The sequence below is a fragment of the Neobacillus cucumis genome (genome assembly GCF_016908975.1).
Lineage (GTDB): Bacteria > Bacillota > Bacilli > Bacillales > Cytobacillaceae > Neobacillus > Neobacillus cucumis.
This window is the reverse complement of the sequence record NZ_JAFBEX010000007.1, coordinates 1-19,719: the sequence shown is the minus strand read 5'-3', so window position 1 is coordinate 19,719 and position 19,719 is coordinate 1. Positions and strand designations below refer to the sequence as shown.

The 19,719-nt window shown below is 35.4% G+C and carries 17 protein-coding genes; 8 read left to right on the top strand and 9 right to left on the bottom strand.

Features of this window, described 5'->3' with window-relative positions; genetic code table 11:
* Nucleotides 1-112: 112 nt before the first annotated feature.
* Together hcp and JOC76_RS10445 are read right to left on the bottom strand one after the other, a co-directional pair.
* The gene (gene hcp / locus JOC76_RS10450) at nucleotides 113-1,786 is read right to left on the bottom strand and encodes a hydroxylamine reductase (protein ID WP_372441932.1); all 1,674 of its coding nucleotides are present in this window, start codon (nucleotides 1,784-1,786) and stop codon (nucleotides 113-115) included.
* Between the two features lie 1,370 nt (nucleotides 1,787-3,156).
* A complete protein-coding gene (locus JOC76_RS10445; protein ID WP_205177556.1) occupies nucleotides 3,157-3,669 on the bottom strand; it encodes a CBO0543 family protein in 513 nt (170 codons plus the stop codon).
* Between the two features lie 373 nt (nucleotides 3,670-4,042).
* Here JOC76_RS10445 and JOC76_RS10440 point away from each other — a divergent pair, with 373 nt between their 5' ends.
* The 4 genes from JOC76_RS10440 (at nucleotide 4,043) to JOC76_RS10425 (ending at nucleotide 8,388) form a co-directional block, all read left to right on the top strand.
* Nucleotides 4,043-5,107, top strand: coding sequence for a GerAB/ArcD/ProY family transporter (locus JOC76_RS10440; protein ID WP_205177555.1), 1,065 nt, complete (start codon nucleotides 4,043-4,045; stop codon nucleotides 5,105-5,107).
* Nucleotides 5,100-6,554 carry a spore germination protein gene (locus JOC76_RS10435; RefSeq protein ID WP_205177554.1) on the top strand — a complete coding sequence of 485 codons (1,455 nt, stop codon included), beginning with the start codon at nucleotides 5,100-5,102 and terminating at the stop codon, nucleotides 6,552-6,554. The genes JOC76_RS10440 and JOC76_RS10435 overlap by 8 nt, the downstream gene beginning before the upstream one ends.
* A gap of 5 nt (nucleotides 6,555-6,559) precedes the next feature.
* On the top strand, nucleotides 6,560-7,666 hold the full coding sequence (locus JOC76_RS10430; protein ID WP_205177553.1) for a Ger(x)C family spore germination protein: 1,107 nt from the start codon (nucleotides 6,560-6,562) through the stop codon (nucleotides 7,664-7,666).
* A gap of 284 nt (nucleotides 7,667-7,950) precedes the next feature.
* Nucleotides 7,951-8,388 carry a VOC family protein gene (locus tag JOC76_RS10425; RefSeq protein ID WP_205177552.1) on the top strand — a complete coding sequence of 146 codons (438 nt, stop codon included), beginning with the start codon at nucleotides 7,951-7,953 and terminating at the stop codon, nucleotides 8,386-8,388.
* Between the two features lie 354 nt (nucleotides 8,389-8,742).
* Here JOC76_RS10425 and JOC76_RS10420 read toward each other — a convergent pair whose 3' ends face one another.
* The 4 genes from JOC76_RS10420 to JOC76_RS10405 form a co-directional block, all read right to left on the bottom strand.
* Nucleotides 8,743-9,270 (bottom strand): permease, encoded by a 528-nt coding sequence (locus JOC76_RS10420; protein WP_205177551.1) that lies wholly within the window; start codon nucleotides 9,268-9,270, stop codon nucleotides 8,743-8,745.
* A complete protein-coding gene (locus tag JOC76_RS10415; protein WP_205177550.1) occupies nucleotides 9,267-9,749 on the bottom strand; it encodes a hypothetical protein in 483 nt (160 codons plus the stop codon). Before JOC76_RS10415 ends, JOC76_RS10420 begins: the two co-directional genes overlap by 4 nt.
* Entirely contained in the window at nucleotides 9,742-10,083 is a 342-nt protein-coding gene (locus JOC76_RS10410) for a PadR family transcriptional regulator (protein WP_205177549.1), read from the bottom strand. Before JOC76_RS10410 ends, JOC76_RS10415 begins: the two co-directional genes overlap by 8 nt.
* 635 nt (nucleotides 10,084-10,718) lie before the next feature.
* On the bottom strand, nucleotides 10,719-11,465 hold the full coding sequence (locus tag JOC76_RS10405) for an NADPH-dependent F420 reductase (protein WP_205177548.1): 747 nt from the start codon (nucleotides 11,463-11,465) through the stop codon (nucleotides 10,719-10,721).
* 243 nt (nucleotides 11,466-11,708) lie between these two features.
* Here JOC76_RS10405 and JOC76_RS10400 point away from each other — a divergent pair, with 243 nt between their 5' ends.
* Nucleotides 11,709-12,068: a winged helix-turn-helix transcriptional regulator gene (locus JOC76_RS10400; protein WP_205177547.1), complete on the top strand. Its 360-nt coding sequence runs from the start codon at nucleotides 11,709-11,711 to the stop codon at nucleotides 12,066-12,068.
* 562 nt (nucleotides 12,069-12,630) lie between these two features.
* On the opposite strand, the gene JOC76_RS10390 is transcribed toward JOC76_RS10400, so the two are convergent.
* Nucleotides 12,631-13,908 (bottom strand): ATP-binding protein, encoded by a 1,278-nt coding sequence (locus tag JOC76_RS10390; protein ID WP_205177545.1) that lies wholly within the window; start codon nucleotides 13,906-13,908, stop codon nucleotides 12,631-12,633.
* Nucleotides 13,909-14,411: 503 nt separating this feature from the next.
* Here JOC76_RS10390 and JOC76_RS10385 point away from each other — a divergent pair.
* Nucleotides 14,412-15,263, top strand: a complete 852-nt coding sequence (locus tag JOC76_RS10385; RefSeq protein ID WP_205177544.1) for an aldo/keto reductase — start codon at nucleotides 14,412-14,414, stop codon at nucleotides 15,261-15,263.
* 254 nt (nucleotides 15,264-15,517) lie between these two features.
* Nucleotides 15,518-15,838: a hypothetical protein gene (locus tag JOC76_RS10380; protein ID WP_205177814.1), complete on the top strand. Its 321-nt coding sequence runs from the start codon at nucleotides 15,518-15,520 to the stop codon at nucleotides 15,836-15,838.
* 143 nt (nucleotides 15,839-15,981) lie between these two features.
* On the opposite strand, the gene hpaB is transcribed toward JOC76_RS10380, so the two are convergent.
* Nucleotides 15,982-17,427 (bottom strand): 4-hydroxyphenylacetate 3-monooxygenase, oxygenase component, encoded by a 1,446-nt coding sequence (hpaB, locus tag JOC76_RS10375; protein WP_205177543.1) that lies wholly within the window; start codon nucleotides 17,425-17,427, stop codon nucleotides 15,982-15,984.
* 207 nt (nucleotides 17,428-17,634) lie between these two features.
* On the bottom strand, nucleotides 17,635-18,126 hold the full coding sequence (locus JOC76_RS10370; RefSeq protein WP_205177542.1) for a hypothetical protein: 492 nt from the start codon (nucleotides 18,124-18,126) through the stop codon (nucleotides 17,635-17,637).
* 364 nt (nucleotides 18,127-18,490) lie between these two features.
* Between JOC76_RS10370 and JOC76_RS10365 the strand changes: the two genes are divergently transcribed.
* Nucleotides 18,491-19,633 (top strand): spore germination protein, encoded by a 1,143-nt coding sequence (locus tag JOC76_RS10365; RefSeq protein ID WP_205177541.1) that lies wholly within the window; start codon nucleotides 18,491-18,493, stop codon nucleotides 19,631-19,633.
* Nucleotides 19,634-19,719: the final 86 nt, after the last annotated feature.

The following is a 19,719-nucleotide window of genomic DNA, read 5'->3' as shown; positions in this document are numbered from 1 at the left end:
TAATTGTTGTCAGTAGAGGATGTTGCTTTAATATAAACTGATAAAATCCAAGGAGCCACTGAGACTCTCCCTGGATTTTATCGTTCATCCCATTCGGGACCCTAGTCTATGATTAAACTAATGGACTTCCTTGAATTTCAATTGAGTTGTTCATGAACATGTCAATGTCGGCTTTTGTATTGGAAATGCCGCCTACACCAAAATTCTCAATTAAGAAGTTCGTTACGTTTGGTGATAAGAAAGCTGGTAATGTTGGTCCAACGTGAATATTTTTCACGCCTAAGTAAAGTAAAGATAAGAAAACGATCACTGCTTTTTGCTCATACCATGCGATATTGTAAGATAACGGTAATTCATTTACACTATCTAATCCGAAAGCTTCTTTCAACTTCAATGCAGTCATGACTAGAGAGTAAGAATCGTTACATTGACCGGCATCCAGTACTCTTGGAATTCCGTTGATATCACCTAATTCTAGCTTATTGTAACGATATTTTGCACAACCTGCTGTTAAAATGATTGTATCTTTTGGAAGCTCTTCGGCAAACTCTTTATAATAAGTTCTGCTCTTATGGCGACCATCACAGCCAGCCATGACAAAGAATCGTTTAATATCACCGTTTTTCACCGCTTCTACCACTTGATCAGCTACTTGCGCCACTTGATTATGCGCAAATCCTCCAATAATTTCACCTGTTTCCATTTCTACTGGCGGTTGACATTTCTTTGCATGCTCAATCAAACGCGAGAAATCTTTTGTACCATCTTCATTTTTAGGAATATAGGTTACACCCGGGGCAGCCGTTGCCCCAGTTGTATACATTCTACCTTTATAAGATTCCTTTGGTGGTACAATACAGTTTGTTGTCATTAAAATCGGACCGTTAAAGCTCTCGAATTCACGAGTTTGTTCCCACCATGCATTTCCGTAGTTCCCCACAAAGTGATCATATTTTTTGAATGCTGGATAATAGTGCGCTGGAAGCATTTCGCTATGTGTATACACATCTACTCCCGTGCCTTCTGTTTGTTTTAATAACTGTTCCATATCTTTCAGGTCATGACCGCTAACTAAAATTCCTGGATTTTGACGTACACCAATGTTTACTTTCGTCATTTCAGGATGACCATACGTGGAGGTATTGGCTGTATCTAAAAGCTCCATGGCATGAACGCCGTATTTTCCACATTCCATGGAAAGTTCAATCAATTGTTGCATACTTACTGAATCATCTGTGATCATTGCAAGAGCTTTTTGCATAAACGCATTTAGCTCATCATTTTCATAGCTAAGATTTCCCGCATGCTCTAAATAGGCAGCCATTCCTTTCAAACCGTAAGTCACTAACTCTCTTAATGAACGAATATCTTCATCTCTTGTAGCTAAAACACTAACTTCTTGAGAAGTAGATTTCATTTCAAGCTGATGATTTGTTTCACCATACCATGTGACAAAATCGCTATTGTTATCTAAAGTGTAGCCTGCATTTTGGATTGCAGATTTTATTTCTTCCCGGTGATTTAATCCTTCTCTTACTGTATTAAAAAATTCGTTTTTATCCCAATTTGCATTTGTAATCGTCATAAAAAGACCATTTATGATAAACTCATCTGTTTTCTTTTGATTAATCCCGATTTCACGAGCCATTGTATTCACAATCGCTAATCCCTTAACCGTGTAAATCAATAAATCTTGCATATTTGCTAAATCATCTTTTTTTCCACATACTCCAACAACTGTACAACCTGTTCCTTTTGCGGTTTCTTGACATTGAAAACAAAACATACTCATTTATAAATTCTCCAGTAAATGATTTTCGATTTCTAATTTTTCTACATTAAACACATTTGTCTTATTTAGTTTGAATAATTGAATAAGTATCAAAAGCACTTAACAATTTAATCATCTTGTTTACATTGTCATTATAGATTCATTGATTTTTAAATTTGGAGTTCTTTATGAATCTGTTCAAAAAGAAGTCAAAAAGATTTGAACACTTCGTGTCAAAAAGGAAAAGTGGGGGAGCTTTGAATTAAATTTAGTTGAATACAAAATATTTGGTTTTAATGGAGCTAACAGTAAGATTTAGGACCTTAATTGAAAATAAATATGAGCTTATGATTATCTGTATTTAAAATAAAGGGGGGAGTGCAATGGGGGGGGAAAACAGTCATATTTGAAACAGAGACTTGGGAAAAAGTTATAGAGCTTACAAAGCCAAATAATCCAGACACTCTACAATTTTCAAAAAACGACGAACTTATCTGAAAAGACTTTGTAGATTTAATGGTCTTAATAAGTTGGAAATTTTTAGTCTCGTAAACACAAATTGTGCCAACTGTGTTTTTTATGTAAAGAAGTAAATGGTTTATTTAACAGTGCAAAATTCCCTTCTTCTTCCTTAAAATTAACAATCGAAAACAGGTTTGTGTTCTTAACATCGAAACAGGGATTTATGAGATCTTAACATAACTTGAGGGAACACATATTGAATTTAATCAGTTTATACCATATGATAATTCCTATTTATTTACCTTAAGTTATTTGGAAGGGGTAAAAGATTATTTAAAATATAAGTTAGTTAAGGTTTTAGACCCTTCGGTAGAACGCTCTTATTCTATTGTGGAAAATTTAGGATTAACAAATTGGGATTTGGTATATTATGAGCAAATTCATCAAGTTTATATTTTTGTTCATAGGACTATGAATTAACAATTATGGACGCTGAATTAAAAACCGTCTTAAAAAGAGCAAATTTAACCGAAAATGGAGTTCAAAGTACCGATGAGTATTTTGTCCATATCGCTTATCAAATGATAATTACATTGTTCTCACTTCAAATAATAGGTTCCTTATATTAGGATTTGAAGACTTAACTCCTATCCAAATTGAAGAACTGGAATATGCCTGTTTTGCAGAATTTAGCGAAGAAGATACTTATTTTCTTGTTGGTACTTGGTCAAAAGGCTTTGTTTTTGAGAATAATCTCAAGGGATTAAAACTTTAACATATCCTTATTCAACTAAAGATTGCTTGAGTTTAAGTGTGGGTTGCTGGCAGTCCTTTTTGTTGAACTTTTTATTTTTAATAGAGGGAATCAGGAAAAAGAATTACGCAAACGAAAAAAGCATTCATTTAAATGCTTTTTTTATTTATTATGGAAAAGGAGGTTGGAAAATAATGAATAAAATAATAATTGTTATAAAAGACAATGACCAAGCTATCCAAGGTTTCCAATGGTGTATAGTTAATAAAATGTAGGTGACTAAATTAAATACAAAAGACCAAAGTAGTGACCATCCGTAATTGTAAGTAATACTTTTGTTAAGATATGCTATAAACTCTACTCCTTCAAAAATGAGTGACCAAAAAATAATCCACAATATTTTAAAGGATAGTAACTTAGGAAGCCTTCCTAAAAAGACGGGAATTATGAATGGGTATGTTAAAAAAGCAATTTTTAAACCAATGATTGTATGTGTAGGGAAAATTAATTTATCAATTCCAACAGGACGAAATTCCCAAAACTTGTAATGATTGAGCAAGGTGCCGTAAAGCAGGTGACCAATAATCCAAAATAATAATGTTGGATAAAATTCCTTCCAACGATTCCAGACACCAAAAAATAAACTTATAATTATAAAAAAGATAGAAAATGAAGTTTGCATTCACATCTCCTAAAAAATAAGTTAGTTTTTTTTTAGTATGCCCAAATAGGATTATTTGATTGAAGCATGAAATTTAGGTTGGAATACTTTACTTGCAGACGATAAAGATGAATGGATTAAAAATGTTAACCATCAGTTATTGACTATCGGGCATATTAGTGAAAGAGCATTCAGAAAATAAATAAAACCTCTTCGGGAATTGATTATTATGGATAAAATTTCATTAAGATTGGGAAGATAATTTGGATACGTAATAGGCAATTTGGTTTTTGTAACCGCCTTGAGATATATACAATTAGGGGAGTCCGCCTAAAAAGAAAAGTTACTAAAATTTAACCTTTTACAGTTGCATTCAACGAAGGGGATTATAGTGATGCAAAAGGTGATTTATTCAGTACATATGTATATTCTACTCATCCTGTCTACTGGATTTATGGTCCATGTATTGCTGCATCCTGTTGTTTTAACTTCAGCCAAACGGGACGCATGGGTATCGGTTATCGGGAGCTTTGTCCCTTTCATCATTTGGACGATTCTTATTTATTTTCTGTACAAAAAGTACGAACAAAAAAACATTTTTACTTTAATATTTTCATTTCCTCCCTGGATATCCTATAGCATAAGTATTATATTTGGTATTTATTTCTTTCTGACTTCGTTTATCTCTTTCAAATATACAATCTACTGGGCTAATGCGAATTACACGTTTAACATCCCCAATTTTATGATCGCGCTTTTATTCGCTATTCTTTGCTATTATGCTACACATAAAGGAATTGAAGTCATTAGTGCTATCGCATTTTTCTTATTGCCTTTTGTTTTGATTTTTGGCTTTTTAGTGGGAATTGGAAATATGAAAAATAAGGATTATAGCTTGCTCTTTCCAATTTTTGAACATGGGTATAGACATGTCCTTCACGGAATGGTGTATACGTGTGCTAGTCTTTTCGAAACGATCTATTTTCTTTTCATTACGCCCTATCTGAAGAACAGAATCAAAATGAAAATGTTCTTGATTGTTGCGATCATTATCTTCCTTTTAACGCTTGGTCCATTGATTGGAGGCATCGCTGAATTTGGTGCTGAGGAGGCAGCAAAGATGAAAGTTCTTGCATATGAACAGTGGAAGTTATTGACACTTGGCACCCATATCACCCGACTTGATTTTTTGTCAATCTACCAGTGGTTCTCTGGAGCCTTCATACGGGTATGTTTAAGCATGTTCCTCGTAAACCAGCTGTTTTTTCGCAAAAAGAATCGCTGGTTTCTGCCTTTTCTTTATGCCCTGCTAACGTTCAGCGTGGTCATCCCATGGGATTTCGAGTCCTTTTATTCGTTTCTGTATTCGATCTATTTCCCTGCTAGCCTGGTTTTTCTGCTTTTTTCGTTTGGACTATTGCTCCTTTTGAGCCGAATCAAAGGTGATGCTCATGAATAAAAAGGAACTGACGACATTCGTATTAAAAGAGTGGTTTAAGAACTCATCCGATATTGTGATCATTACAAAATCCTATAAAGGGAGCGGTTCTTTCCATTCTCTTACCTTTTTGTATTGCCCTAATATCGTCAATACAAATATGATAAACGAAACCATCCTCCCTAAAATAACGGAGGTAATGGAGAAGGAACAAAGGTTTACGATTGAACGTTTAAACAGCTTCCTGGGAATCACTGAACTAAAAGTTGATGGACCTATCAAAAATGAAATAGAGAAAAAGCTTTTTTCCGGAGAATTGGTCATTTTTAATGAAGATTCAAAGGATGTATATTTTATTTCCGTCTCAAATCCACCAAAGAGGAGCCCGGAAGAATCCAGTTTGGAGACCTCCGTAAGAGGACCAAGAGACGGGTTCGTGGAAAATATCTCTGATAATATGGCCTTAATCCGTCAACGATTAAAATCATCTTCCTTAAAAAGTATCGAGTATACCATCGGAGAAAGAAGCAAAACGAAAATTTTATTGCTTTTTATTGAGGATATACTTAATCCATCCATTTTGGAGGAAGTACAAAAACGGCTTGGATCCTTAAAAATAGATATTCTAAACAGCAGTAATCAATTGGAAGAAATGCTATATGACCGAACCTATTCCATTTTTCCGTTAATGGATTACATTGGCAGACCGGATTTTGTTGTGGATTCCTTGAATCAAGGGAGATTTGCCATCCTAGTGGAGGGAAGTCCTAGCTGCTTGCTTGGTCCGACAAGTGTGAATCAATTGTCATATTCTCCGGAAGATTCGAACACTAGCTTTTTTTATATCAGTTTTGTCCGGATTTTAAGAATCCTGGCATTATTCACTACGATATTTTTACCGGGATTTTTCATTGCTTTGATAACGTTCCAAACGGACCAGCTGCCTTACACCCTGCTTGCAACGATTTCCATGTCGAGAGTCGGGCTTCCTTTATCAAGTCCAATGGAAGAATTTATAATGCTTACCTTGTTTGAACTGTTTAAAGAAGCGGGTCTTAGGCTTCCCAAAGCTGTCGGGCAAACAGTCGCTGTTTTAGGTGGATTGATTATCGGTGACGCAGCAATCCGGGCTGGATTAACGTCCCCAGCCATGCTGGTAATCATATCGATTACAGTGATTTCAGGTTATACATTGGTGAACCAAAATATAGGGGGTAATATTGTCATTCTGCGGTATTTTGTCCTATTTCTGTCATCTATCTTTGGGATGTATGGATTTTTTATATCCTTATTTACCATTATAACTTTAGTTTTTTCGCTTGAGAGTTTTGGACAGCCATATGTTCCCCACTTTTTCCATCCTAATTTGCCTGAAATCTTAAAAGCCTATCTAAGGTTTCCCTATAAGCAGTTAAAAAAACGCAATCAGGCCTATCAGCCTGAGGATCGTTCCAGGCAAAAGGAGTAGTATTTATGAAGAACCTAATCATTTTCATTATTCTAATTAACTTGTCACTTCTTGTGACAGGATGTTTTGGGGCAAAAAGATTGGAAGGGGAAGTCTATATTACTGCACTGGGGTTTGATTATAAAAATGGGAAATTCGAAGTGTTTTCTCAAGGATTGAATTTTGGGAACATTGCTAAACAGGAAGGAGCCAATATAGAAGATTTGCCGATATTGGTCGGGGAAGCGAAGGATGAAAGCCTCTTAACAGCATATGGTGAATTAGAACAAACTACCGCTATGCCATTGAGTTTGGGACATGTACAAGCCATCATCTTAACCGAAAGGATCCTAAAAGAAAAAATGGCGGATGTAATGGATATCATGGGAGAATCGCCAAATCTTCGGTATAACCTATTCGTTTTCGGCACAAAGGAGAATATTAAGGATTTGTTCCAAACGGAGAGCTTTTTTAATTATTCGCAATTGTATTCGATTATCCATGTACCAGAACCGTTGATCCAGCAAAACTATTCGCTGCCTATTCTGAGGTACCATGAATTTACTTCCCGTTATTACCGACCGATTGGAACCATTATGATCCCAACTTTATCCATTAATAAGTCTCATTTTTCTGAAGGAACACAAAAACAGATTGCGATTATAAACGGAGAGTATATCATGTCTCAGCAGAAGTTCAAAGGCTGGTTAAATAAAAAGGACCTTAGCGGAATCAGGTGGTTCTCTAAAGGCATCCAAGGATTTTCTGTCCGGGTTGGAACGAAAAAAGTATCGGTAAAATTAAAAAATCCCAAAACCAAAATTGTGGTTTTAAAAGGGAACCCACCCTCCTATCGGATAGCGATAAAAGGACAGGCTACTTTGTTCCAAAATTCGGATAACAAAACAAACCGGGAGTTGCAAAGCGAACTAAGTAAAAAAATTAAAAAAGATATTCTATCGACCCTAGAAAAAGGCGACAAATTGAATACCGATATCTTGAATATCAGTGAAAAGTCTTTTAAATATCATTTAAATCATTGGGATATCGGTACGATAAGAAGATTTAATCTGGATGCTGTAAAAGATATAAAGGTGGATATTAAGATAATAGAATCGGGAAAATACAAATAATGAAATCCAATAAAGATACAGCATTAGTCGCATCTAACAAAGGGACTGTTTTTCGGCAGTCTCTTTTCCTTGCCGTTATTGAATTAACGTGGCAGCTCCGATTCGTAAAGGCTTATTAAGTAACTGGTACGATTGTTCAATAAGGACAGTCGCTTTTCTTGTTCTGCTAACAGGGCAGATTTGTGGAAGAAGGATATTTTACCGTTTTCAGCGAATTAGAATTTCAAACAAACCTTACACGAATACAGGTATTAATAATAACAGGAACATAGGAGGTATGAGATATGAAGATCCATAGATTAGATCATGTGAGTATAAACGTAAATGATCTTTCAGAGGCTAAAGCGTTTTTTCTTGATTTAGGACTGGAAGTGCAAGCGGAATGGGAATTGCATGGAGAACAGTTGGACAGAATAGTGGGACTTAATAATGTTAAAACGGCATGTGTAGGATTGGGGATGCCAGATGGTCAGGTATGGATAGAGTTAGTCAAATTTTATTCGCCGTCAGATGAAAAAGATCTTCAGCAACCTTTTGCAAATACACTGGGTATCCGACATATTTGCTTTGCTGTTGAAGATATTGAAGCTATTGTTGCAAAATTGAAAAAGAAGGGAACGGAAATCTTCAGTGAGATACAGCAATATGAAGAAAGTTATAAGTTATGCTACGTGCGTGGTCCAGAGGGAATTATTTTAGAGTTGGCAGAGAAAATCAGATAAATATTGAATGGGACTTTAAATACCTAACTTTAAAGAATTATTAGGGTATTACAAATTGATATGTAAGGCTGAAAATAAGCTGAAGATTGGTTAACACTGAAAAAAAGATTAGCAAGAATGTGATTTATTACACTTAAAAAAATAACGGAGGCGATTCTTCAATAAGGAAGAATCGCTTTTTTCTTATTTAAGTAACGGGCAGGTTAGTTGAAGAAAGGAATCAAAGAGAGGAATCAAAGATAGGATCAGTGCAAACTGTATCTTCTAATCTTTTGCTGCACGCAGTATAGTCCGTTGTAGGTGCATCTACAAAATAGTCTGGGATTGAGTGGTTAAAGATTTATCGATCTAAATCTAAACGTCTTTAGTTATATCATACTTTAACAATTGTCGATGCTTATAAAATTTATCAAAAATAATACCCATTAAATAGAAAAATAAAAAACCAAAACAAATGTGAATGAGTGTAAATTTAACTCCAAATGAAGCAAATTCATATACAATAACCGGTAATTTTGCAGTTGTCCAAACTCCTAAAAAAAATACAATATAGCGTATGCTTGCTCCTTTTTTTAATAATAGTGCTGCAATTGGAAAAGCTACGTAGAGGGGACCAGCTGCAATTACTCCTAATAATAGGGAGAACAAAATGCCATAGATGCCGGATTTTTCTCCCATATATCTTATAAGTGTTTCTTTCTCCACCCATTTGTCAAGCAAACCTACGAAAATTAAGACAGGAGGGAGTAGAAACAGCATATCTAAAATGCTTTTTCCTGTTAATTGAAATGCGTTCCATCCCACCGATTGGTTTATAAAGGTAAGGATAATGAGCCCAAATAATAAAATGAAAAAGAGACGATACCCTTTTAATTTATTCATCCCATCACCACCCAAATAATATATGAAAATATTAGAGACATTACCACTGCAGATACGTTGCGAGAATAGGCAAAACTTCGCCCAAATATCTTTTGTTCCATAGGTAAAGTTGTGATTCCTACGGACATTAATGTAGACATTAATACAGCCACTTGAGGGAGTCCTGCACCATTTTGGACTAATGTGTGTCCAAGAGGAAATACAACAAAGCTTGGAACTAGTGCAATAGAACCGATTAATGCCGAATAAACAATACCTGTCAATCCAGATTTTTCTCCAATGATTGAAGAAATTAAGGTTGGAGTTAATATAGATAGTGATAGTCCAACGAAAAGCATAATTGATAACATGTCAGGTATAATATTACGAAAGCTTTTCCATGACTTTAATAGAGCATCTCTTGTTTTATTTCGATCTTTGATAAATGAAATACTGAGAAGAATAATAGCCATAGCGTAAAGGATAGCACCATTAATCATGATTAGACTCCTTCCATTCTTTGTATTTATTTAAGAAAAATGATAAGTTCTTCATTTTTTCTTCTATATCTATTTGAAAATCTTCTAATTTTCTTTTTCCAATTGTAGTAATTTTGTACATTTTTATCAGCTTATCTTGATTAGATGTGTCCAAATAAGACTCAACAGCACCTTCTTTCTCTAATGTTTTTAATGTGCGATAAAGAATGGCACTATCAATTGGATTGATGGGAAGCTCTTCTTCACATTTCTGCAGGAGTTTCCCTCCATAGCTATCTCCTTCTGTTAAAAACAGCAGAAGAAATGCACCTGTATGTCTCCCTGTATGTTTCATGAAATATATAACCTCCTAATTTAAATGTAAAATTTTTTTGGCAACAATTTACTGTTAATAACAGTATACTGTTATCGACAGTAATATGTCACTAACAGTATGTCTTTTTTAAAAAATTTTTTATTCAATTTTTCAGTTCAACTTTCGTAGGGTTAGTTGGATGGTAGCTTAAGAATGGAATTACAGTCCCATCTCGTGTGATGGCAGAACAAGCGGGGATATTGTTAAGAGGAATCCATAGTTATCACCTCTGAAATAAACTCCCTTATAATTTAGAATGACAGAAACACATTGATGGTTTAAGAATTTTGTCTTTTACTGATTTAATAAGAAATTAGAATGTGAAGGATTGCACTTAAAGTAACGGGTAGCTTTTGTTAAGGATGATAATCGCTGCGGCGGTCTTTTTTTCTTGTTGTTTTAACTGGAGGTTAGTGTAAGACGGATTTTAAAACACAAACATATTATTCGGTTATTTTAAATATAAGATCCTTCTGGAAGGACCTTTGTAAGCACTCAGTATTACTAATATTATTTAGGATTTATTGGCGGAAAAAGGTAAGACATACCTTTATATCTTTATGAGGATATATGAATATACAAAAAGGTGCACTCTAACGAGTCCACCTTTTGTTTTATGAATTGTATATTTCTCTGTTTAAATTAACAATATCTTTATGGGAAAATTCAACTTCCTTTTTTTCTGCAAGGAGTTCTGCAAACATTTTCATCACCTTATCCCGTAGTAATGGTGCTTTTTCTTTATTTGCCTTTTTCAACGCTTTCGTTAGTTCATCTTTTGTTAGCTCCGTACAGTAAGCAGGAGTTCCTGGCTGTTGTCTCCAAGAATCACTTAAAGAACCACTATCTACTACGTCGAAGCCTAGCTCGTTTACTACGTCCATAACGACTTGTTTTTGTGATTGGTCATTACCAGCAACTGCCATCGCAATTCGTCCACTAGCATCTTCGGATGTTCCTTCATTTTCTAAAGTATAGGCTAATAAGTTGTTGAAAGCTTTAATGATAGGTCTGCCTAATTGATTTGAAACCCAGACACTTTCAACAATCCCGTTCTCGATTTCTTCAATTTTGCCGTCTCTGAAAGGATAATAGTTTGAAGTATCTATAATGATTACATCCTCCCCGACTTGATCAATAATGTGCCGAATGCTTGGCAGTGCTTTTATAGGGAGAGATAGTATAAGAACTTCAATATTTTTAATTGCATCCTCTACAAGCACAGGCGTTCCAGCAAGCTCTTTTCCTTCTAAACGTTCAATTCCTCGTGCATCTGCAATTTTAACATTATGCCCGTTTTTAACTAATTTTTTAGAAATATTGGACCCAATTGGTCCTGCACCTATAATTCCAAATCGCATGATTGTTCCTCCTAGAGAATTTGTATATCAAAGAATGACTCTGCTAACGTTACAAGATCATATTTTCAGCTGAATCATTCACCTCTTATTAAACTGTAAACAAAGCATCAAATATTTTTTAAACGTATTGAGTATCTTTATTACATATACTAGAATAAAATCATTTCTCTTCTTTTGGAAGAAGGCAATAAAAATTGACGTAGTACATTTTTTTGTACTTAACAGTAGAAATCAGGTGAAATGGTGTCTAGAATATGTAAGGATGGATTTGACAAAGAGTGTATAAAGGAACAAAGAGAAGTATATGGCATTGCCTATACCCAGAACATACTCTCTGGGCGGTGGAAATATCTCATTCTTTGGTTTTTAAAGTCCAAAGAGCGTCGATATAGTGAAATCAAAGCTTTTTTAGGGGATATTTCACAAGGTTCTCTTACAAAGCAACTTCGAGAACTAGAAAGTGATGGCTTAATTAATCGCAATGTTTATCCAGAGGTTCCTCCTCGTGTAGAGTATTCATTAACCTCAAAAGGGATAGAATTCATTCCTATTATTGATCTGATGGAAGTGTTTGGAAAGAAGTTTGGGGAGCAAGCAGATTAAACTCAAGAGGTACATTTATCGTTTCCCCCACAGAAATGAAAAATTAAATGGTGGATAAAGTAAAAGTTGTGGGACGAGAAATCGTTCAAAGGCAACTTTTTCTTTTACGATAAAAGTTTGTGAAAAAATGTACTTAAAGTAACTGGGTGCTTTAGTAAAAGAAGCGTAAATAAAAAAGTCGATTTCTATATTGGAAATCGGCTTTTTTTAGGTTGAAACTCCTTAGCGTTGCAAATCCGCATTTTCCTGTCTCTATCCCAATCTGAAAAACGAGATTGAAAACTTGTTTCATACTTTGAAAAACAAGGGATTGGAATGCCTCGCATGTTTGGATATGACACGCTAATAGATGGTTAGAATTTGTATTATAGAAATATGTTTTTTAAATCGAGGATAAAGTCTTCAAAAATACTTACTTCTATTAGATCTTTCCCTTTACATATAACTCTTGAAGTTGAAAATATCCACTTTCCTTTAAGATAAGCACTTCAACTGTCTCAGTACGATTATCTACAATCCAATACACTTTAAGTCCTGTCGGTTCATATACTTTTATTTTTAGCTAACGCTCATGTTTGTCAGTTAATGGCGTATTTTTACAATTATGGAGAGGGAACCGAATGGTAAACGTGGTTCCTTTTCCTTTTTGGCTTTGGACGATGATTTTTCCATGAAGCGAGTCGATAATGCGATAGCTCACCATGAGTCCTATGCCAGTTCCTTTTTCTTTCAGAGAATAAAATGGTTGTCCAAGACGTTTCACTTCGTCTTCATTCATCCCCACTCCCTCATCTTGGATTTGGATCACCACATGCTGTGATTCCTGTTTCACGAGAATGGAAACCGTACCACCTTGATGTATCGCCTCGATGCCATTTTTGATGATATTGAGGAAGGCTTGTTTCACTTTTTGGGGATGACCCAATATCACACACTCTTGCTCCGGGAGTCGAACGTCTATGCTTACTTTTCGTTCTAAAGCATAGGAGTAGAGAATATTGACGACCGTTTGTATTGTTTCGCAAACATCGACTGACTCTTTCATATCCGCTTCTGGCTTGGCAAGCGAAAGATATTCGGTAATCACGTCATTCGCCCGATCCACTTCTTCTATACAAATTTCAACATACCCTTTATACGTCTCTGAAATTGGCGATTGTAGAAGTAACTGGAGAAATCCTCGATTGGTCTGCATAGGATTTCGAATTTCATGAGCAAAGGAACTCGCCAATTCTCCGAGTATCTTATATTTTTCCGCCTGTTGAGCTTCCATGTATAACTGGGTATTTTCCCTTAAGGTTTCAATCAGAAATATAGTTACAATGGTGGCAACACATATCGTTAAAACGTCCTGAAGTGTGCTGAAAAATTCCATCTCCTGCAAATCCACGAGGATGAAGATCAAGGACATCCCCAATGTTATCATCCAAGTCAGTTTCATTCGACCTGCTCGATCCTGCTGGACGAAACGTGGATATGCTAAAAAAAACATGGGTAAGAGGAACAAGATTTCGTATACCGTTGAATAAAAACCAGTCCCTCCAAAGTACCAACGATACAACAATAAAATGATCGTGAGAACAATACCTGTTACGTATCCACTTCCATAAAATATACCTATCATGAGAGCTACAAACCGTAGATCATTTCGCTCGTTTACATCCGAATAGATTGGGAAGGACATGCACAATACTAACGTAATCATTGCCAAGAAACTGAAAATTAATTTTTGACGTTTTGTTTCGATGAATTGATGACGATTGGTTAAATACATAGAATAAAAAAAGACAGGAATCAAAATAATCATTACTTGTAAGAGCAAATTTTTAGTATATTCCATACAGTTTACCTCATTGTTAAGCTTATTCTAGTATAAAAGGAAACTGAATATAAAAACAGGGGAAAAAAATGGGTTCTAATGCAAAAAACTCAAAACAATCGCAATTAATCTCTAAAGCTTGGAGATATTGATACTATTACTCTAAAAAATGGGGTCCTGATTCGATTGCTTTAGTAAGCATTGCAATTGTTATAGGATTAGTGGCATTATTGTCGCATCTGGTTAAATTTGGGTATATAAAATTTGCTTGACCTATTGTTAAAGTAGAAAATAAGGGTGCTTCTGCGAAGGGGCAGAATAGTTTAACGTATCTTTGCCACTTCTTTTACTATGTGTACTTTAATACCTACTTAAAATGTATATAAAATTTACTTGAAACCAGTTGACTTCGTGTTACACGAAGGTGATAGGCTTATACAAGCACAAGGATGCTTATGTTTTATGGTAAACAACAGGAACATGCATTACTTGTCACAATTTTAATAATGCTGGAGGAATTTTATATGCAAAAAGTAATTTTAAACAATGGTGTCGAAATGCCAATTTTAGGTTTCGGTGTCTTTCAAGTTCCTGATCCAGCTCAATGCGAGCAGGCAGTGTCCGAGGCACTTGAATCTGGGTATCGTCTAATTGATACAGCTGCTGCCTATATGAATGAGGAGGCAGTTGGTGCAGCCATCAAAAAAAGTGGGATTCCAAGGGAAGAACTTTTTATCACAACAAAACTTTGGGTTCAGGATGCAGGGTATGAAAATGCAAAAAAAGCCTTTGATGTTTCCTTGAAGAAACTAGGGCTTGACTATCTTGATTTATACCTCATTCACCAACCGTTCAATGATTATTATGGTTCTTGGCGGGCAATGGAGGAACTTTATAAAGAAGGAAAAATTCGTGCTATCGGCGTATCTAATTTCTATCCGGATCGTTTAGTTGATTTAATTCTAAACAATGAAGTTGTACCGGCTGTAAACCAAGTAGAAACCCATCCATTCTTCCAGCAGAAAGTTGCAAAGAAAGTGATGGAAGAATATGGCGTACAAATTCAATCATGGGGACCGTTTGCAGAAGGTCAGAAGAATATCTTCCAAAATAAATTACTTGCTGGTATTGGAGAAAAATATGGCAAGACAGTAGCACAAGTTATTTTACGTTGGCATATTCAACGAGGTGTTGTGTCAATTCCAAAATCTGTTCATAAAGAACGTATGGTTGAAAACTTTAATGTATGGAATTTCACTTTAAGTGATGAAGATATGTCAGCCATTGCTACTATGGATTTAGGAAAAAGTGAAATAGTTGATCATTTTACTGCCGATATAGCTAAGGTGTTAAACGGATGGAAAATTCATGAATAATGATTTATGAAATACTTGTTTAGGCAATATTTGACGTTTTTGAACCAAAAAAACCGATTTTCCAATTAGGAAATTCGGTTTTTCTATTTCGAACAAGATAGTAGGGACATTGACTTTTTTTTAATTGTGTAACATTCAATTGGGTATTTGATTAAATATTAACCCAATTTAAATTTGGATTCATGATAAATGCCCAAGAACTTTTACCCAAAAACGCATAAACTCTACTGTAAAAATAAAAGAGGAGGATCAATATGTTTCCTAATTATGATGCATATGAAAGGGTTGGCTTAGGCGGACCAGGCTCAGGTTTTGGTTTCTCTCCAGGACTTGGCTTAGGTGGACCAGGTTCAGGATTTGGTTATGGACCAGGACTTGGATTTGGTGGACCAGGAGTAGGAACAGGTTTTTATCCAGGTATGGGTTTAGGCGGACCAGGCTCAGGTTTTGGTTTCTCTCCAGGACTTGGCTTAGGTGGACCAGGATCAGGTTTCGGTTATTATCCAGGACTTGGTTTTGGCTACCCACACCACTACCCGTACTACCACCACTACCCGTATTACCACCATTATTAGAATTATGATAAAGTTTCAGATGATGTTATTCTGAAACAGGATGTTTCTACAATTGTAGAAACACCTGTTTCTTGTTAGAAAGGAAAAGGGTTGCGGAGTTTTGACTGGAAGATACAGTATGATGCCAATTTGACCAGACACTCTTAATTATTTAGATTTAAAAATTTACTGATTTCTTTAACATGGTTATCTTTTTGATAGTCTTTATATAAAGCACTTGATAATCGAATGGGGTCACCAAAAAAGTATCTTTCATATTGGGTTTGTCTTGTACCAAATGAACTCATGGTAAGATCCCATGCCAACCGAAAGAGTTTTACACGGTTCTCGGCATTCAACCCATCTGCTTGAAGATATTTGTGGAGATCTAACTGGATTTCAGAATCAAACGCGCTTTCCGTAGGTATAGATATCATTCCGCTAGCCCCAATTATTTGGATAATTTCGCTGAAACGGGGATATATTTTTGGGAAAATATTACTAGCCACTTTTAATGGAATCAGACTAGGACGCATTGATCCCCATTCATCCAATTCTGCATCATTTTCTGATTTCTCTAAAAGTGCTTTCATGGTTTCAAGACCAATAATGATTTCGGAGAGTTTTTCATGGATATGTTGATACTCACCAACATTGATGGTTTCGACAAGAAGCTGAGCAACGCCAAGGAAAAATTCCGTTTTTACAATTTGTCTGGTTATGACTTGATGATAGGCAAATTGGTAAAAAGAGCTTTCGGCTAGGAAATCTGTCGCTGCATCGACATTATCGTAATAAAAGACGCAGTCCCACGGAACTAAAACATTGTCAAAGACGACGATGCAATCCATTTCTTCATATTGTGAACTTAACGGATAATTAAAAGCAGACTCTCCTCCCACAAAAGATTCCCTGCAAATAAATTTTAGCCCTTCCGTATTAGAAGGAATGGAAAAGGCGAACGCCTCGTTAGGATCAAAAAACAATCTTGGAGCAGAAAAAACTAAAACTTCATCCGTTAAACCACCTTGAGTGGCAAGTAATCGAGCGCCTTTGATCACCAATCCTTTTTCATTTCGATCAATCACCTTTGCGGAAATCGGTTCATTCGAAAAGCCCAAATAGACTTGTGAACGATTTACTTGCGGAGTAATAAAGGTATGTGTAAACGATAAATCGTGTTTCATGGCCCTTTCATATAAAGATTGAATATTTTCGGGAAAACAATTTTCCCTGCCTCTTAAAATGTTGGCGGAGGTGGCGAAGCTCATAACTACTGTATTCATATAGTCAGGACTTCTTCCCATCATTCCATGAGTCTGTCTTGCCCAATGTTCAATCATTTTTCTTCTTCTTTTTAAATCCTCTTTCGTTTTGGGCTGTAAGTAAGATAGCCCAATAGGTTCTTTATTTTCTTGAGAAAAGAAAGTCATCTCATTTTTTATATCCTGAGAATTTTGCAAATCATAAAGGGAAGCCTTTGACTTAAGAACTCCTTTAAATGCAGGATGCTCTGAAATTTCCCCCTTAATTTTTTTACCATCCAACCAAATTTCATTTTTCATTTTATTTAACCGTTCAATAAATTCCTTGCCGTCTATGATACCCATGTTTCTACCGTCTCCTTATTTTAAATGTCCAAAGAAATGTACGAGTTTAGCTAGTATCAGTTTATTGGATTACTTAATTGCTTGTTCTTGTTGGAAAAGCCTTGTTTTTAAATTGGGCAAGATATATCACATCACTGGTAAAAATAAAAAAATCGTCCTACGATGGACGACGATCTTTTTGTAAGAGTCATTTTTACAAAATAACGTTTAACACAAGACGATGATTCTATAGGGGGTGGTTTGGGCAGGGATACTTTTGGTGGATGGACCATAAATAACAATGAGATCTCGATTTGCAGGGTTTCTTGTAAAGGGTTGCCCATTTGTTAATACGATTTGGGTATAGGGAGAAAGATTTAATCGCAACCGTCCATCACTACTTTCCAGCTGACTATTAAAATGATCTACTTTAACATTTTGATAGGGGCCTTTCTTTACCATAACGAGTGCGGGATATTGTGGAGGATAAATAAGTAGAGTAGGTGCATTCCCGTCATAATATCCAGTCACTTGATCTCCAACTGCCACCATTACATGATCTACAAAGTAAGTTCTGGGTGACACTACGAAATTTACTATTGCTCCCAATCCGTTGTCTACAGACATTAATTTATAACAGCCTTCTCCTTCAGCATTTTGACCTGTAATAAAATCACTAATCATGGTGACAGTCCCCTGAAAAGAATAAAAATTTGTCATACAATACCTCCGTTTCTTTCATACAGATGGTGGCAAATTATCACCCGAAAAACAGCAGAATTACTTTATGTACATTATGTAGGTGAAAACCTATATGACTGTGTGCCTGCCCATAAGGTTTATGAATATGTTTTATATCGTGATGATGAGTAAGGGCTAATGGAAATAAAGTCAATGTAGAAAAAACCATTGCAAAAGCTAACAATATTGCAAGGTCAACAAGGTTTGTTACTGAGAGCAATCACTTTTAAACAAACGTTGCAGAAGTGAAATAAGACATTAAATAAGCGAAGGAATTTTATCATATATAAAGCAGATTTTTAGAAAAGGTGGGTGATACTAAAGATAAAAAAGGAATCAAGTTATGACGAGAATAGATAGATCAACCTTATCTATAAGCATACATAGGAACCTTAAAGTTCTATCAGAACAATTTAATGGTCCATCGAATTTTAAAATACGAAGTTTAAATGTCGGTGTTAATCCAAAAATTGAAGCTGCCATTTTTTATATAGATGGGATAACAAATACCCAAAACATCCAAGAGAATATTTTAAATCCTTTATTAAAAATGACGAAAATGGAAAATGTAGAGAGTGTTATAAAAGACCATCTATCTAATATTGACGTAACCGTTGAGGACTCAATCGTTGAGATTGTAACTGGTCTGACAAAAGGGAAATGTCTCGTTTTAATAGATGGGTATAATCAGGGAATTCTTGCAGATGTTTCAAATTGGCAAACAAGGTCCCTGTCAGAACCTGATACGCAACGAACGATTAAAGGCAGCATGGTTGGATTTAATGAACAATTAAAGGTGAATTTAAACCTTTTACAGAACTTGATACAGACACAGAAACTAAAAATAGAATCGTATCATATTGGAATCGAATCAAAAACAGATGTGGCATTACTTTATATTGATGGATATGTCGATGAAAAGGTACTAAAAGAAGTGAAAAGGAAAATTAAAAGTATCGAAGTTACTTATTTATTGGAAGCACGTGTAATTGAAGATGCGTTAGAGGAGAGAAAAACGTTATTTCCGTTAGTGTTTACGTCTGAACGTCCTGATGTAACAGTATCAGCATTATATGAGGGACGAGTCGTCATTATTGTAAATGGTTTACCTTTTGTATTGATTGTACCTTGTCTCTTTATCCATTATTTTCAGCAACCAGATGAATATAATTCCAAGGCTGGACGTTTCGGGAGCCGAATATTCCGCTTATTCAGTTGGATTTTAGCACTCATATTGCCTGCTATTTTTATTGCTATTACTCGATACCATAGCAGTTGGTTTCCTTCTTCATTAGACAAAAAGTTATTGTCAAGTTCTGATACATTAATGCCGTTTGTAATGGAGGTTTTGTTTATTTTATTTATTTTTCAATCTCTTCTTGAAGCCACTTTACGAATTCCGAAAAATACCACCTTACTAGTTACTTTAATTGGGACCATCACTATCGGAGAGACTGCCGTTTTTGCCAAAATCATTTGTTATTGATATATTATATAGTCCATAAATTGACGGTATTAGGTGTCCGTAGTTTGACGGAATTACTGTCCGACCATATTTCTGAAAAAAGGGAG

What these genes read in the sequence shown, in the direction of transcription:
- hcp (WP_372441932.1), bottom strand. Translation starts at nt 1,786, where the DNA reads ATGTTTTGTTTTCAATGTCAAGAAACCGCAAAAGGAACAGGTTGTACA.
- JOC76_RS10445 (WP_205177556.1), bottom strand. Translation starts at nt 3,669, where the DNA reads ATGCAAACTTCATTTTCTATCTTTTTTATAATTATAAGTTTATTTTTT.
- JOC76_RS10440 (WP_205177555.1), top strand. Translation starts at nt 4,043, where the DNA reads ATGCAAAAGGTGATTTATTCAGTACATATGTATATTCTACTCATCCTG.
- JOC76_RS10435 (WP_205177554.1), top strand. Translation starts at nt 5,100, where the DNA reads ATGAATAAAAAGGAACTGACGACATTCGTATTAAAAGAGTGGTTTAAG.
- JOC76_RS10430 (WP_205177553.1), top strand. Translation starts at nt 6,560, where the DNA reads ATGAAGAACCTAATCATTTTCATTATTCTAATTAACTTGTCACTTCTT.
- JOC76_RS10425 (WP_205177552.1), top strand. Translation starts at nt 7,951, where the DNA reads ATGAAGATCCATAGATTAGATCATGTGAGTATAAACGTAAATGATCTT.
- JOC76_RS10420 (WP_205177551.1), bottom strand. Translation starts at nt 9,270, where the DNA reads ATGAATAAATTAAAAGGGTATCGTCTCTTTTTCATTTTATTATTTGGG.
- JOC76_RS10415 (WP_205177550.1), bottom strand. Translation starts at nt 9,749, where the DNA reads ATGATTAATGGTGCTATCCTTTACGCTATGGCTATTATTCTTCTCAGT.
- JOC76_RS10410 (WP_205177549.1), bottom strand. Translation starts at nt 10,083, where the DNA reads ATGAAACATACAGGGAGACATACAGGTGCATTTCTTCTGCTGTTTTTA.
- JOC76_RS10405 (WP_205177548.1), bottom strand. Translation starts at nt 11,465, where the DNA reads ATGCGATTTGGAATTATAGGTGCAGGACCAATTGGGTCCAATATTTCT.
- JOC76_RS10390 (WP_205177545.1), bottom strand. Translation starts at nt 13,908, where the DNA reads ATGGAATATACTAAAAATTTGCTCTTACAAGTAATGATTATTTTGATT.
- JOC76_RS10385 (WP_205177544.1), top strand. Translation starts at nt 14,412, where the DNA reads ATGCAAAAAGTAATTTTAAACAATGGTGTCGAAATGCCAATTTTAGGT.
- JOC76_RS10380 (WP_205177814.1), top strand. Translation starts at nt 15,518, where the DNA reads ATGTTTCCTAATTATGATGCATATGAAAGGGTTGGCTTAGGCGGACCA.
- hpaB (WP_205177543.1), bottom strand. Translation starts at nt 17,427, where the DNA reads ATGGGTATCATAGACGGCAAGGAATTTATTGAACGGTTAAATAAAATG.
- JOC76_RS10370 (WP_205177542.1), bottom strand. Translation starts at nt 18,126, where the DNA reads ATGACAAATTTTTATTCTTTTCAGGGGACTGTCACCATGATTAGTGAT.
- JOC76_RS10365 (WP_205177541.1), top strand. Translation starts at nt 18,491, where the DNA reads ATGACGAGAATAGATAGATCAACCTTATCTATAAGCATACATAGGAAC.